At 52.7% G+C, this 15,784-nt stretch carries 11 protein-coding genes and 1 pseudogene; 8 read left to right on the top strand and 4 right to left on the bottom strand.

Going from position 1 to position 15,784, the window contains the following annotated elements:
* The first annotated feature begins 45 nt into the window (after positions 1-45).
* Complete coding sequence (locus tag HQL65_13085; protein MBF0137168.1) at positions 46-6,540, top strand: NACHT domain-containing protein; 6,495 nt, start codon at positions 46-48, stop codon at positions 6,538-6,540.
* 80 nt (positions 6,541-6,620) lie between these two features.
* Here HQL65_13085 and HQL65_13080 read toward each other — a convergent pair whose 3' ends face one another.
* From HQL65_13080 to HQL65_13065, 4 genes are all read right to left on the bottom strand, one after another.
* On the bottom strand, positions 6,621-7,874 hold the full coding sequence (locus HQL65_13080; protein MBF0137167.1) for an HlyC/CorC family transporter: 1,254 nt from the start codon (positions 7,872-7,874) through the stop codon (positions 6,621-6,623).
* 100 nt (positions 7,875-7,974) lie between these two features.
* Positions 7,975-8,769 carry a YdcF family protein gene (locus HQL65_13075; protein MBF0137166.1) on the bottom strand — a complete coding sequence of 265 codons (795 nt, stop codon included), beginning with the start codon at positions 8,767-8,769 and terminating at the stop codon, positions 7,975-7,977.
* A complete protein-coding gene (locus tag HQL65_13070; protein MBF0137165.1) occupies positions 8,766-9,932 on the bottom strand; it encodes a tyrosine recombinase XerC in 1,167 nt (388 codons plus the stop codon). The genes HQL65_13075 and HQL65_13070 overlap by 4 nt, the downstream gene beginning before the upstream one ends.
* A 145-nt stretch (positions 9,933-10,077) precedes the next feature.
* Positions 10,078-10,794, bottom strand: a complete 717-nt coding sequence (locus tag HQL65_13065) for a DUF484 family protein (protein ID MBF0137164.1) — start codon at positions 10,792-10,794, stop codon at positions 10,078-10,080.
* A 245-nt stretch (positions 10,795-11,039) separates the two neighbouring features.
* On the opposite strand from HQL65_13065, the pseudogene HQL65_13060 reads away from it, so the two are divergent.
* From HQL65_13060 to HQL65_13030, 7 genes and pseudogenes are all read left to right on the top strand, one after another.
* Positions 11,040-11,279: pseudogene (locus HQL65_13060) on the top strand (winged helix-turn-helix transcriptional regulator).
* A 268-nt stretch (positions 11,280-11,547) separates the two neighbouring features.
* Positions 11,548-11,967, top strand: a complete 420-nt coding sequence (locus HQL65_13055) for a rhodanese-like domain-containing protein (protein ID MBF0137163.1) — start codon at positions 11,548-11,550, stop codon at positions 11,965-11,967.
* Position 11,968: 1 nt separating this feature from the next.
* Positions 11,969-12,361, top strand: a complete 393-nt coding sequence (gene trxA / locus HQL65_13050; protein MBF0137162.1) for a thioredoxin — start codon at positions 11,969-11,971, stop codon at positions 12,359-12,361.
* A gap of 6 nt (positions 12,362-12,367) precedes the next feature.
* Complete coding sequence (locus HQL65_13045; GenBank protein ID MBF0137161.1) at positions 12,368-13,024, top strand: CYTH domain-containing protein; 657 nt, start codon at positions 12,368-12,370, stop codon at positions 13,022-13,024.
* Between the two features lie 420 nt (positions 13,025-13,444).
* The gene (locus tag HQL65_13040) at positions 13,445-14,227 is read left to right on the top strand and encodes a 23S rRNA (adenine(2030)-N(6))-methyltransferase RlmJ (GenBank protein MBF0137160.1); all 783 of its coding nucleotides are present in this window, start codon (positions 13,445-13,447) and stop codon (positions 14,225-14,227) included.
* A gap of 294 nt (positions 14,228-14,521) precedes the next feature.
* Positions 14,522-14,920, top strand: coding sequence for a response regulator (locus HQL65_13035; protein ID MBF0137159.1), 399 nt, complete (start codon positions 14,522-14,524; stop codon positions 14,918-14,920).
* Between the two features lie 44 nt (positions 14,921-14,964).
* Entirely contained in the window at positions 14,965-15,633 is a 669-nt protein-coding gene (locus HQL65_13030; protein MBF0137158.1) for a DUF3782 domain-containing protein, read from the top strand.
* Positions 15,634-15,784 lie beyond the last annotated feature (151 nt).

The raw sequence follows: 15,784 nt of genomic DNA, 5'->3' as shown, positions 1-15,784 counted from the left end.
TGAAACCTTGATAATTTGATCCTGTCAACCGGGAATTCAACAATCATGTCCACGCAACCTGGCGCATTGGAGTCCAATGCAGGTGATCGTTTCCATGTGCTGTGGGCTTGCCGCCGCTGCCTGGCCATGCTGGATCCCCGCACTGATCTGCGTATGGTGGTGGTGGAAGGAGTCGCCCAGGAGGATGATCCCGGTAAAGATGGATCCAACGATTTGTTTTTGGCCGCTGATCTTGCCGAATATCACTCGACCCAACCAGAGTGTAACGATCTGACCACGGCCAACCGGGTGGTGGTCTCCCAACTGAAGTGCAGCACCCGTCATCCCGGCCAAGTCTGGACAACAGCCCGGCTTTGTCAGACATCCGGCAAACAAAAACCCCATTCCATCCTCAGCCGCATGGCAGAACTCTATCGGGGTTTTCTTGACCATGAAAGTCGTGACGCCGTTCTGGCCAGATTGACCTTGCGTCTGGTCAGCAACCGGTCCATGGATCACAAGCTGCAAGCCGCTCTCCTCGCCGCCCAAACACATCTCCCGCCAAAAAATGACTCAACCCAGGTCGATCTGAAATTTTTGTTGAGTCAACCAGATATTGTTCCACACCAGGAAATCTTGAATAAATTGCATGCCGCTTCTGGATTGCAATCCAAGGAATTTACAGACTTTTTAGGTCTACTGGATTTTTCCAACTGCGGAGAGTCGGGTCGGATTGGACAACGGTTGGAACTTTTCCGGGAGGTTGGAGCCTTGGTGGATGGCGATGCCGATCCAGCCTTATTGCGTTTGCAGGAATTCATTGTAGAGCGTGGTCAGCCTGGAGGTGGAGCAAAAAGGCCCATGCGGCGTGAAGATGTCCTTTTGGCTCTGGGCTGTCACCATGATGACGATTTGTTTCCCGCGCCTGTCCAATTCCAATCTGTCGAGAAGATGCTGAAAACCCAGGCCGCTGCCTGTTTGGTTGATCAAATATCCAAATTTCAACCCGGTAAAATTGTCGTCCATGGTGGTGCGGGCATGGGAAAAACCACCGTGATCCAGCAGTTGGTCGATGTTTTACCACCAGGATCAAAAGTGATTTCATACGATTGCTACGGTGGAGGAACATATACCCAAACCAGGAACGAACGCCATTCCGACCGCCGCGCCTTGCAACAGTTGGCCAACACCCTGGCCCTGGAATTGGGCATCCATTTTCTCGTCCGCAGTTCGGATCATATTCCCGATCAACGCCGGGAATTTCAGCGCCGTCTGAACGCTGCCGCCACCAAAATGCGGCAACTGGGAAATGGCTGGCTGGTACTCGTGATCGATGCGGCTGATAACAGCATTGCGGCCATGCAACAGCTTGGTGAATCAACCTGTTTTATCCATGGACTTTGGGAACTGGATCTGCCGGACAATGTGCGATTGCTGGTCACCTGTCGCACCAGTCGCCGCGAGACCCTGGGGTACCCGACCCCCGGCGTCCGGGTTCTGGAATTGCCGGCATTTGCGGAAAATGATTCCGCTTTGCTGTTGCGCGGGGTTTTTCCCCAGGCCACGGATTCGCAGTGTCACCGGTTTCATCAATTCACTCACCACACTCCCCGCTTGCAGGCCTATCTGCTGGAAGGTTGGCGTCAACAAACCGCTGTCGATCTGGACCACCTCATGGCAACCCCGGTGCTGGGAATTAAGTTAGAAGATGTATTTCAGGAAATGTGGCAGGCGGCCAGTCTGGAATTACCCGAGCCTTGCAGACCCCGAATGACCTGGTTGGCCTTGCTGCGTGCGCCTGTGGATCGGACAATTTTGGCGCTGCTCTGTCAGGTATCCTCTGAACAAATGGATCTTGCCCTGCACCGTCTGGAAACCGGGTTGGTGCAACGGGAAGAGGGATTGGGTTTTCAGGATGAGGATTTTGAAAATTTTGTCAAAAATCGCATTCTCCCTGAAAATGAACCCGCCATCCACGCCCAACTGGCCCAATTTTTGGAACCCCTGATTTCCGAAAACGGCTACGCAGCCCGTCATCTGGCCTTTCATGATGAAAAGGGCCAACGATGGGATGCGCTCCTTCAATTGGCCATTCAAGATCCCTGGCCAACAGAATCTGCCATTCCCGACCCCATTCCACGCCAGGAAGTGCCTGCCGAGCGTGTCGAACGTGCTTTGCGGGTGGCGTTGAATCACGACAAAAAACTGGACGCGCTGAAACTTTTGCTGCTGCAAGCAGAAATCGCCTCGCTCCGCCATGCTGTTTCATCCCTGGTAGATAAACACCCCGATTTGGCGGTGTTGTACGATGACCCGGTGCGAGTGAACAATTCATTTTTGCCAGACCACGATTGGGGGTCGTTGGGTGAGACCCATTTTCGTTGTGCGGCCATGCTCTCCCGCTACCCAACCAAACGCGAGCGGGCTTTGCACCATTATAAAATGGGCGAAGTCTGGCTGGACGAGTGGCAGGCAATGCCAGATAAACAAAGATGGAATCATTCCATTACTGCCGAGCTTCTGGCCTGCAAAGCTGAAACAATCTTTCGCCATGAGGGACTCGAACAGGCCCTTGCAGACTTCATGAGATGGTCCCCATTCTCATTTGTCCTGGATGCCATAGGGATTTTTGCCTCCAATCTCGCCGACGAAATTTCCGAAACGTCACTTTCCCTTCTTTGGCAGGAGAAAAAAATCCATCCCCTGGTGGCCGGAGTTCTGTTGACTGCAATTCTTCGCACCGACAACCGAAACAATCCAATACTGGCTGAAAAAGTGACCAGGGGAATTATAAATTCTTTCATAGACACCGATGATGATTCCATCCGACAATATTTTAATGGGCAATCAAACCTGAGAAATACCAATCAGGCCCTTTGGCTGAATCTTTGTGAAACGATGGCATCACACCATGTTAATCGTCAAATTGTCCTGAAAATGTTGCAACAGATCCAATTTTCTTTCCCTGTGACGGATACATCCACAGGCTGGGACAGTTTTATACGGTCCATCGTTATAAATGAATATTTGTCAGGTGAAATTTTTCAACATGCCAAAAAGACACAACCCCATGCGATCCTGAACAAAACAGACCATCTTGAACAGAAAAGAATGGAACATTATGAAAAAAAATTAGAAATATTTCTCCCAATCCTGCGCCTACGAATAAAATGTTGTGTGGAATCCCCACTCCTGGATAAAGCACAATCCGAATTATTAAAAGCAGTAACGTCTTGCAAACGATATGATTACCATCGAGATTGGAATCTTGATTTTCGACTTGTGCTGCTTTATGCCGTTGAGACAGTATTATATTGCCAGGGAAATGGAGATAATATTCTGGAACAATTGAAAGAATTATCCAAGGATTTGTATGATCGTCACATTCTGATTCGGGACTTGGCAAAGCTCCTGCTGCGACACAAAGTCTATCGAAATCTGGGATTGGATTGGTTGGAAGAAACTGTCAACAGGATGTCAGGACAACATTTGGAAACCATGGACAAGCAAGAATTCATGGCCCAATGTGCCCATATTGCCCGACCTCATGACCACGAACTGGGACAACGTTTTTTCAACAAGGCTGTGGAAGCATCACAAGGTGCCGATGAGGCTGCTTTACACCTGTTGCGAAACCTCCTGGAATTGGCGACTCCCCTTGTCGGAAACATCACTTCCAGCCATGCCAGGACATTGGCCCTCGACCTGGTTCGTGCCGCCTTCGCTTTCCATGAATTCAGAATGGATGCAAGTCGTCTGGTTCTCGAAGAATCCCTGGCATTGGCAACAGACCTTTATCCTCCTGTGGGTTTGCAGGTTGCCGTGGCCTGGGATGCCCATGATGTCATCTCCCTGAACCACTCCACCTCCATTATTCTGGCCAAACTGTTCAAGAAAGGCATGATCTCTCCCACGGAAACCTTTGCCCTGGCCCGATTGGCTGGAGAGGACCCGTTTCCAACCCCGCTGATACTCGACATTCTGGATCGTTTGGTTCATGGCAACATGGATGAAAAAAACAGGCTCCGGCGATTATTTCCCACTCTGAGCCTGTGGATTCGCAAGGATGTACCTCTTGAAAAACGCCATGCAATTGGCAGCGAAATTCTGGATTGGCTGAAAAAATATCACCTGATCAATCTTCCGGGAGTGGCAGAACTCCAAAAAATGCTTGCTATTCAGGAAATTGTGGAGCAGTCGAAAAAGAGATCCGCCTCGATGGAAACACCGGACTGGAATCACCCCCAGGAGGAAAAAACACTCCCCACACCTGAAAAACTTTTATCGAACATACCCACGCCCCATTGGTGCCATCTGGACCAGGTCTGGGTCGCCATGGACAATCTTTCATACCAACTCTGGCCTGAATTCATAAATTCCTTGCATCACCAGATTGACCGTCAAGACCGGGTGAAATACCTGGATAAACTGGTCACGGCAACAGATGGAATATGGTCAATTCAAGCAGAAAGCATGATGAACGCCTTGTTCAGTGCCCTGGACGCCTGGCATTTCGATGAACAGGTCAAAAAGTGGCAAAACCTGGGCATCCGCCTGTTGCTGGAGCATCATCTTTACAACCTCATCTCAGGACCCTACTTTAATAATTATCTATCCAAACTCATTGAGAAATTTCATTTATCTCCCGCTCAGGAGTGGTCACTGTTGTTGGGCAAAGGTGGGAAAAATGTGCGCCCGTCATACGTATGGTCAAACCGTTATTTTGTCGTCCTTCTTGCCCAGGCTTTGGATACGAAGTCACGGCATGAACTGGTCAATTGGGCAATGTCCAGGTTGAATGGAAGTCTGTCAACCTCTCCACCATTTCCTGCACTTGCCGAGTGGCAAGAAGATGAGAGCCATGATTTCCTTCCACAATTTTTCTTGACTCTTCTGGGACATCCCGACAAACGGGTACGTTGGCGGGCCATGCATGCGATCCGTCAATGGGTCAGGAGTGGTGATTCTTTTCTGCTCGGTTCCCTGTTGGCTCTGGATGCCACCCAATTTGTCCCTCCCTGTGCCAGTCCGGAAATGCCATTTTTATGGATGTCGGCCCGGCTGTTCCTCGCCTTGTTGTGTGACCGGCTGGTCCACGAACTCCCTGATCTGGTTCACCCCCATCTGGGTTGGCTACTTGATCGTGCCCTTGACCAGGAGTTTCCCCATGCCGTGGTTCGTTTCCATGCTGCCAGAGCGGCCTTGGACGTGGAAAAGGTCATCTCTCCCAATATCCTGAACCCCGCGCTTCGTGCCAGACTGGATGAACATCGTGCCAGACTGAAGTGGATCTTGAACCCCAGATTGAACTTACCTGATCGATATTCCAAATGGATGATTCCTGGTTGGTCATTAACTTGGGATATTCATCGCCAGGATCGACGTATCGAATTCGATTCCACCGATACATTGCCTTATTGGTTCGCACCAATGGGAAGAATATTTGGATTAACACCCCTCCAAATAGCTGAAAAGGCCGAAAAGTTTATTTGTGATCAATGGGAATTGACCCAAATGGATATGAAAAGAAGCAAACAAGCCGTTTACAAGCACGGCCACTTTTCTTTGCGCCGCCACTCCCACGGATCCCTGCCTGTCATAGAAGATTTCCGGATATATGCCGCCTATCATGCCCAGTTCTGTGTAGCTGGAGCCTTGGCCGATGAACACCAGGCACCTTTCCTTGAACTGGAAGAAATTATTTCAGACGACAATATTGATTCCTGGCAAAGTTGGTTCCACTCTCAGCACCAGCACCACCGTTTTTGGATTGCTGACCGGTTGGATCCAACTCCGCTGGACCCTCAATACTGGGGTGAATGGCATATGGAGGAAACATCGGAAACCGTGACTGACACAGACTTTGAAACGGCGTTGGGTTTGAAAATACCACACCCAAATGATTGGCTTATCATCGTGGGGAATGTTTCTTTCAGTTCATACGGTCAGCGTGAACATATTGACATAGCCAGTGCCTTGGTAAGCCCAGACCGGGCAGTTGCCGTCATGGAAGCCTGGCAAAATGCCAAAAGCCCATACGAATATGCCATTCCCTACCAAGGACACTTTTCGGATGATGTAGGCACCAGTAAACACATTGAAGGTTGGATCAATCTTTCTGAAGATGACCCCATACTGGATCGGGATGACCCCCTGCATCGAGAGGAACCCAGACCAGCCCTATATACTCCAGGTCAGTTACTGATCAATTATTTTCAGTTGGTTGGCGATGCCCTGAGCAAAAAATACCATCCGAAAGAAAATGATACGCCGATCTGGCAGCACGAGGGGTGGAATGATGCCATGCCCTCAGACCAGGAAAATTATAAATTTTATTCCAGTGGCAACCGCATCCATTTTTCTCTGCCTGCCTTGATCAAATTTCTTACTGATATCAAAAAATTACTAATTATCGAAGTACAAATTGATCGGAAAATGCAGACGGACAAAAACCCTGATTCCATGCATGATGTTTCATACCCGGCGTGGCGGATCTATCTGCTCCACCCGGATGGAACCCTTCAGTGGCAAAACGGCACACGACGCATTCCCATGGGGTGATTGTATTGACCTCCATCCCAGTTTTTCAAACCTTTATTTATGGAGAAACTGAATAGCCACCCACTTTTTTAAATGATTGATTACTCTTCTGCCCCCGCCCCCTCCCGGGGGGTCGCGATGCGCACCTGAAGAATGCGGCGGCGGGTGACCCGGACAATGGTGACTTCCAATCCATCGATGACGAACCGCTCCGTGGCGGTGGGAATTCTTTGGACGTGTTCGAGAATCCACAGGCTGATGATGTCGGACGGCTTGCCACTCAGGGTGGTGCCGAAATAATCCATCACGGAACGCAACTCTACCGTTCCCTCCACGAGCAATTCACCCTGGCGAACTTCCTGGATGCGCTCTGGAGGCTTGTCCAGTTCGTCGTAAATTTCCCCGACGAGTTCTTCCAGCATGTCCTCCAGGGTGAAAAGCCCCTGGAGCTGGCCGAATTCATCCACCACAAGGACAGTCTGTTTTTTGTTGCCACGGAGGGTGTTGAACAGGGCATCGACCGGCTGGTTGAGGGGCACGAAAAGGGGATTCTGGGCAATCTCGTCCAGGGTTTTGTCCCAATTGTTCTGGGCGGCTTCGACAAGAATTTCCCGCAGATGGGCCACATGGTGAATTTCATCTTTGTTGCCGGTGTGCAGGGGCACCCGGGAGTGGGGATGGTCGAGAAATTCGGGGAGGGCCTCACGAATGGTCATGGAGCCATTCAGGGAAAAAATTCGGTTACGCGGGACCATGACATCCTCGGCGCGCAGATCGTCGAAGGCAAAAATGCGCTGGATCATGAGATGTTCATCGCGTTCGATGCTTCCTTCGGCAGCCCCATGCTTGGCCATGGAGATGAGTTCGGATTCGGTCACTGTCGGATCGGATTGGGCCGGACTCATTGCATGCAACCACACGGTCAGATGCTCAATGATCCAGACCATGGGAAACGCCAGCCGGATAAAAAAATGGACAAACGGTGCCAGCATGAGGGAGGCGGTCACGGCATGCCGGGCTGCAAAGGTTTTGGGAATGATTTCGCCGAGAAACAGAATGACCAGAGTCAACACTCCAACCGCAAGACTGGTACCCAGATCCCCGAAGTGGCGGTTGGCCAGCACGGTGGTAATGGCCGATACGGAAATATTGACGACGGTATTGCCGATCAGGAGCGTGATCAACAGTCGGTTGGTATTGCCCTTGATGTGGGAAAGCGTTTTCGCACCCGGGCGATTTTCCCGCAGCAAAACCTCGACCCGAGACGATGAGAGCGTGGTCAGTGCCGTCTCGGACCCGGAGAAAAATGCCGACAGGAAAAACAACAGCAAAAGAATAACGATTTCACTGGCCATGGAAGACTGACATAACCCACAATTCTATCTATCGAACAGCACACACAGCGTTGCCATATCCCAAGCGGCAACGCAGGGCTGGAGGAACCCAACCCGCTGTTCAGGGAGTTTCGGCACTGGCCGTGGTAATGGTCTCTTGATTGCCATGCCGCAAGCGATACCAGAAAAGACCCACATATTCATGGAGAGGTTGCCGCATGCTTTGCATGGAGGCTGGGAACCATTCATCGATGCCCATTTCTTGACGGCGATTTTTATAGGGCGTGGGTGCCGGGATGACCTTGAAACCGACTTTTTCAAAGGCCCAGACCGCTCTGGGCATGTGTTGCGTGTGGGTGACCAGCATGATGCTTTCGATGTTGTTTTTAGCCAGAATCTGCCGGGAATGCAGGGCATTTTCCCAGGTATTGCTGCTTTTTTCTTCGACCCACCGCACGCTGGTGCGGAATTCGTTTTCCAGCACTTTTTTCATCAGTTCGGCTTCCGAAGTTTCTTCATTATCCGGAGAACCTCCGGTCGCGAGGATGGGCAGGCCGGTTTGGTTGTGCAGACGGGAGGCGTAGCGCACCCGTTCCAGGCCGCCGGTATTCAGGGTTTCTCCGCCCAGGGCCTGTGAGGAAGGCTCGCGACCATTGCCCAGGACAACGATGGCCTGTGCCTGGGAAGCTCTCACCTGCTCCGTGGTGAGGGGCGGATATTGTTCCAATGATTGGGTCATGTAGGTTGCCGTAACCGGGATGGTGGCAACGTAGAGCAGGAGAATGCTGAATACCAGGACATATCTGGCCACCCGGGTATTGCGGGGAATGTACCACCAGGCCAGGGCCATGAGAATCAGGACCACACCTGGTGGCAGAACAAGACGTTGCAAAATGATGGACATTTCGGCGGTCATGATACACCTGATGATTTGTCAGAAGAATGGTGGCGAGCCCGTGGATGGGCTGAATCGTAGATACGGGCCAGATTGGCCAAATCGAGATGGGTATAACGTTGCGTCGTCGAGAGCGAGGCATGTCCCAGCATTTCCTGCAACGAGCGCAGATCTGCGCCAGCCTGGAGCAGATGCGTGGCGAAGGCATGGCGCAGGGAGTGTGGTGTGGTTTGTTCGGGGAGCGACAATTGTCGCCGCAACTTTTGGATCAGGCGCTGGGCTTCGCGTGGATTGAGGCGTCCGCCCTGGTGACCGGTGAAAACCGGACCTTTTGGATCTGTTGCCGTGTAGAGGCGTTGGCGTTCGGATAAATATTTTTCCAGTGCCCGGGCGGCCAGCGAGCCGACCCGGACGATACGTTCCTTGTTGCCTTTGCCCAGGACCCGCACTTCTTCCTGACGCAGATTCAGGTTTGGGAGATCGAGGCCGCACAGTTCGCTGATGCGCAAACCCGAGCTGTAGAGGAGTTCCAGGATGGCCGTATCGCGCAAGGCGTGCAGCAGGGGCCAACCTGTCTCGGTTGCGGCAGTCGGGGCCGGGGCTTCCACCAGGCGGCAGGTATCGGCTTCGCTGGGGGCACGCGGCAGGCGTTTGGGCAATTTTGGGGGGGTCACACGCTGCGCCGGGTTGCTGGTGACCAGTTTTTCCCGTTCCAGAAAACGGTACCAAGCCCGGACCGAGGCCAGGCGGCGCTGCTGAGTGCTGCGGGCCAACCCTTCCCGATGTCCCTGTCCCATGAAGGCACGCATATCTTCCACGTTGACTTCGTTCAAATTGGTGATGCTCAAGACCTGATTGTAACGTGAGTGCCAGAAAAGAGCAAACTGGTTCAAATCATGACCATAGGCGGTGACCGTGTGGGGAGAGAGACGACGCAGCCTCAGGTGGCGCAGGAACAGGTCCCCATGCGGAATCAGGATATCGGTCGCGACATGCTTGCCTGTCTCCGGGACGGCGGAAGGTCCGGCTGCCTCGCCTGTCTCCGGGACGGCGGAAGGTCCGGCTGCTTCGCCTGTCTCCGGGACGGCGGAAGGTCCGGCTGCTTCGCCTGTCTCTGGGACCGCAGAACATCCGACTTCCTGACCTGCCGGGGGAGACGGGTTGCTGGTGCCGGGGTGAAACATGGCTTGATCATCCCTCTGAACGACTCATGCAAACCACATTGTTGACACGTTGCCGTGCCGACCTGGAATCCAATGTGCGGAGAAAACCCACGTCTGCATTTACCGTACCGCCAGAGGTCTTACAAGGAAAATACCAACCAGATCATCAGTTGGACATTAACATTTTTTCGAGACACAAGGCAATCACTTCCGACAAATCCTGGACCAGATCGGTCGAATAACTGGGCAGGAAGCGGCTGGGGATGGTACCACCCATGTTGAGGCTGCCCACGATCTTGTGTTTTCCATGGCTGCGCGTACACAGGGGAACCAGAGCTTCGGAACGGATGGACGGAGAATGGGTGCCAAAAAAGAGGTGACGATTGGCGCTGCCTTCCATGCCGATACGGATGACAGCCGACCTGGATTCACCCATCAACTGGTTCAGGACAGCATGGTCGATGATGAAGAGCCGGTCATTCAATTCGGCGGGTCGATTGTCCCGGGTGATCCCGAAACCGTCTTCCCGGTCGGAAAAGGCCAGGGTGACCCGTGAAATATCGAAGGCATGTTCCAGGGCTGTGGTGGCTGCTTTTACCAGGGCAACCAGGCTGGTGGCATCAATCAGGCCCATCTGAACCGTGTGGATGGCATGATAGATTTCTTCGTTACGCCGGATACGTTCCAGCATCCCATCCAACTGTTCGCGAATGTGTTCGTTTTGACGCTGCAAGTGGTCCAACTTGCCGTTTTCCAGGGAGAGGACCCGTCCCGAGGCGGTGATGGCCGATGGCAACAGGTCGGCGTGGGTGCGAAAAAAGTCCGGATGTTCCCGCAACCATTGGTAAACCTGCTCGTCGGTGATGGCAGAAAGCTCACTCATAGCCGGACAGGATGGTTCACCCTCTTCAGGAAAGCAAGGTTTCCGACACAAAACCGCGCCGAATTTGTTGACGAGCCGCCCCAACGGCTCTACCATGGGGGGCAGGAAGTGAGAGCATGGGGGATTTTTTCCGATCAGGCATTTGCAAAGGCCCACAAGCCTCGAGGCAAAGCGCCATGAACATGTGAGGTAAGGATGTGGGTTGCGAATTCAACGAAGAAAGCATCGAAAAAGTCTCCCGCTGCATGAAGGCCCTGGCACATCCTCTGCGAATCAAGGTCATCGTCGCCTTGAAAGACAAGGAGTTGAGCGTCCAGGAACTCGTCGAAGCCGTGGGAACCACCCAGTCCAATGTTTCCCAGCACCTGACCATCATGCGCGACAAGGAAATACTCGCCTCGCGTCGCGTCGCCAACCAGGTGTTCTATCGGGTCGGCGATTGCAAAGTCCTGGACCTGGTCGCCCTGACCAAAAAAATATTTTGCACCCAGACCCAGGAGGCCGGTCAAACGGACAGTGGATTGGTCAAGGATCCTCTGACGTTGCCCCCGCTCACCGATTTGTTGCAGAGTTTCCAGGAAGACAGTGCCCCTCATGGCTGAATGGACGGGTCACGGCACGCCTGGCGTCCCCGCCGGGTCGCTGGCAAAATCCGGAAAATCACCCCTGAGTCCGGGCGCTCTGCCCTGAAATCAATCACCGTTCCGGTCCTGCTGGAACACCCGTATTGAATCTCAAGCCGTGGAGCATGGAATGACCTGGTTGCAAACCAACTGGCCGGTCGTGTTGATCCTGGCCGTTTTTGCCTATCTTTTCCTCTGGGATCGGCTGGAAGCCAGACTGGTCGGTGTGGAACAGATTTCCGTCCATGATCTCGCCACAAAACTCGGCGGCGACAATCCTCCCCTGCTCATCGATGTGCGGACACCCCGTGAATTCAACGCCGGTCACGTCCGCCAGGCCATCCTGGTTCCCCTGGCTGAATTGCGCCAGAGAGCCGAATCCCTGTTGCGCAAAAATTCCGGTCGCGAAGTGGCCGTCATCTGTCAAAGCGGCAACCGCTCCCTCAAAGGATCCGTCATCCTCAAACGAATTGCCGGAGAAACACGAGTCTACAACGTCATCGGCGGCACCAGTCACTGGCGTGGCCAGGGCTTTTCCGTTGGTCAGTAAGGTGTCTCCTTCATCCCAGGGAAAATGTGGCCGGTGCCATGCCCTGTTGCCGGTATTGGCTCCGGATTGTCCGGTGCCGGTCCAGGAGTCTGAATTTCCGGCAGCGGTTTTGGAATCCCCTTTGCCGGTTCTGGTCGATTTTCATGCCACATGGTGCGGGCCGTGTCGCGATATGGCTCCCCATTTCGACACGGTGGCCCGGGAGCTGACCGGACGTCTCAAGGTGGTCAAAATCGATGTGGACGCCAGCCCGGCCTTGTCGCGGCAATTCCAGATCCAGGCAGTACCCACCATGATCCTGATTCGGGACGGCAAGGCCATCGAACGGTGGAGTGGCGGATTGCCCATTCAGCAGTTGCGCAACTGGATTGCCCGCAGCATGGGTTGGCTGTGACTGCGCATGCATCTCGAAGAAGAAATCAAACTGACGGCCCCTGACCTTGCCACGCTGGATGCGCTCTTGCAAAACCCCCGGATCCGACATGCAGCCGGTTCCCGTCCGGTCCATGATCGATCTTTCCTGGCCACCTATTACGATACTCCAGAAAAAGATCTATTGCGCCACAAATTCGGATTGCGGATACGCCAGGCAGCCGACCAATGGTGGATCAGCCTGAAAGGCGACGGAACGCTTGTTGGGGGTGTGGCACGTCACACCGAATGGGACGCACTATCTTCCGGTCCGGTGGCGTGTTGCGACGATCTGCCGCCCGGCCCACTTCGGGATCGGGTTTGGGCCATGACGACGCCGAACAATCGGCTCACGCCCCTGCTGATCACGGATATTCAACGTCGCACGCTTGAATTGGAATTGGCACCCGGATGCCGGGTCGAAATGGCCATGGATGCGGGAACCATCCAGGCCGGAAACAGGAAAATTGCGCTCTTCGAGGTGGAATTGGAATCCCTGACCGGGCCGTTCACTCCCGTACACGACCTGGCTGCCGAATTGCGCCGGCAGTATCCCCTGTCTCCTGCCACCTTGACCAAATTTCAGCAAGGACTTGTTCTTCTTTCCCCTCTCTTTTCCCCTATCCGTTCCACGCTTGAAATGTAAGGCATTTTCTGACCCTCCTCGAAGGCAACGATTTTTGTCCGCAGCCGCATGTCCAGTTTGTCGGGCAGATGCAGCACCCAGTCAATGAACCGAAACAGGTCAATCACCTGTTGGCGATTGAAACCACTTTTATACAATTTGCGAATCAGTCGCCACTTGACCTGGTAACGTTCTTCCGGCTGGTGCCTCGTTCTTTTGGCATGCAGATGCGCCAATGTCACAATGGCAAACGGATTGGCACATCGAATTCATCTGGGAAACGTGTTGGCATGGCAAGGGGTCATCCGAATCCTTGATGAAAAAATCGCGAAAATGTGTCCTTTCCGATTGTTTTCAATTATGATCGCCAGGATTGGTCCTGTCGAGGAGAGTTTCTGGAAACAAAGGGCGTGGTGTGTCATGCCAGGGAGTTGACCGCATTTGCTTTCCTACCAACACATCTATCACGCCGGTGGACCGGCGGATGTCCATAAACACGGTACCCTGGCCGTCCTGTTGTCCAGAATGGTCGCCAAGGAAAAACCGCTCAGTTACATGGAAACTCATGCCGGCCAGGGATATTATGATCTGGAAGCGCCGGAAGCCCTGAAAACCGGTGAGGCCCGGCAGGGCATTTTGCGTCTTCTTGCTGCCGATCTCCCTCCTCCAGAACATCCCTATCGGATCGCAATCGATGCCACCCGGAGGGTCTTGGGTCCCGGTTTCTATCCAGGATCCCCCCGCATTGCCCAACTGTTGCTGCGCCCCATGGACCCTCTGCATCTGATGGAACTGCATCCCGGAAGTCATGCCACGTTGCGACGTCAGATGCAGGGAAAAAATGTTTTCATTCATCATCGTGACGGCCATGAAGGGGTGCCGGCAATCCTGCCGCCGGTACCCCGTCGCTGCCTGATTCTCATCGATCCAAGTTATGAAATTAAAACCGAATACGATCAGGTCGGCCAGACGGTCCTGCGCATGCACCGCAAGTGCCCGGAAGCGGTGATCATGCTTTGGTATCCCCTGCTCAAGGGCAATCCCCATCTCCCTTTGTGCCGGTTGCTGGAAACCTCCAACCTGCCCAAATTTGCCCGTCGCGAACTGCACCTGCTCGATCCAACCAGCACCGAACGCATGTATGGCAGTGGCCTGATGTTCGTCAATCTTCCCTTCGGCAGCGGAGATTCTCTTGACGCTGTGGAAGCGTTTGTACCACGCTGACGACAATGTTGCTTTTTTTGATGACAAACAAAATCTTCCAAGTCAATTCCATTCTTCCTGAATATTAAAAAATGGCATGCAAAAAAGTGAATATAATAAAAATGAAATTATAAATGAAATTTTCCAACGAAAAATTGTAGATGATACCAGATCGTTTCGAAACAGGTTGTCAAATTGAGAATCATTGCAAATTGCCGTGCAAAATGATGTAATTCCCCCAACTGACAATCAGCGCAGACATCCCGGGACAGTGCCCCCCATGATAATAACGTTGCCACAAGGAGTAATCCAGTCGTGAAAATCCTGATTGCCGACGATGAAGCCGCCAACCGCATTCTCATGGAACGCATTCTTGCCCCCTATGGAAAGTGCGATTCCGTCGTCAACGGCCTGGATGCAGTCGAATCTTTCGATATGGCCATGACAGATGGGACACCCTACGATCTGGTTTGCCTTGACATCATGATGCCGGAACTGGATGGCCTCAGGGCATTGACGGAAATTCGCAAATTGGAGAGTGACAAACGCAAGGACGGCAAGGAAGCAACCATCTTCATGGTCTCAACCCTGGATACCGAAGAGCATATCCTCAAGGCCTTTTTCATCGGTGGCTGCACCGACTATCTGACCAAACCCGTTACCCGCAACAAGGTGATCGAAAAACTGCATCAATACCATCTCATCACGGCATGAGTGGCCAAAAGGTTCCCGGGACAGCACCTCATAAGGAGCAAAGCATGGATTATCAAGCTGTCTATGACAAGATTTGGACAACCCTGGACCGGATAACGGAAAGACAGGACCGGATAACGGAAAGACAGGACCGGATGGAGGAAAACTACGCCAAATGGCAGGCTGATTTGCAGGCTGAACATGCCCTCACTCAACAAAAATTTCGTGAACTCGCCGAAAAAATTGCCGAAAGCAGTGCCAGACTCGATGCCCAGATCGATCGGGTGGACAAACAGCTCGGCGAGCTGGGTAATCGCCTGGGTGAATATGTGGAAAGTATGGTCGCGCCGGCCTGTGAAACCCTGTTCGCCGAGCGCGGCATTCCGGTGCATGAAGTCAGTCCAAATCGCCTCGCCCGCCGCTTTGGCGACAGTCTGGAATTGGACTTGACCGTCATCAACGATCACCTGTTGGTCGTGGTGGAAACCAAATCCAAACTGAGCGAAAAACACGTCAAAAAATTTTTGAAAAAACTGCCCAGGGTGCCCATTTTTTTTCCAACCTATGCCGGGATGCACATCATGGGTGCCGTCGCCAGCATGGTCGTTCCGGATCAGGTGGCCAGAATGGCCATGAAGGCCGGACTTTTCGTCATTGCCCCAGCCGGAGATTCGGTACGTCTACTCAACCCGATCGATTTCAAGCCACACCTGTGGAATCGAGTCGGGAAGTGAAGCGACATGTCTGTTATTATTTTTTGTAACTATTCGGATTTTCCATTAAAAACGTTTGAAAAACCGGGATGGGGGACCAGTCCGAACAGATACTATTTTGTAACCATTCAGAACCCCTTCATTAAAAGGATTTGACATGGAAGACTTTGTT

This window comes from Magnetococcales bacterium, from assembly GCA_015228935.1.
In the GTDB taxonomy this organism is placed as follows: domain Bacteria; phylum Pseudomonadota; class Magnetococcia; order Magnetococcales; family DC0425bin3; genus HA3dbin3.
The sequence above is the reverse complement of the archived record's forward strand: the minus strand, read 5'-3'. Positions and strand labels throughout refer to the sequence as shown.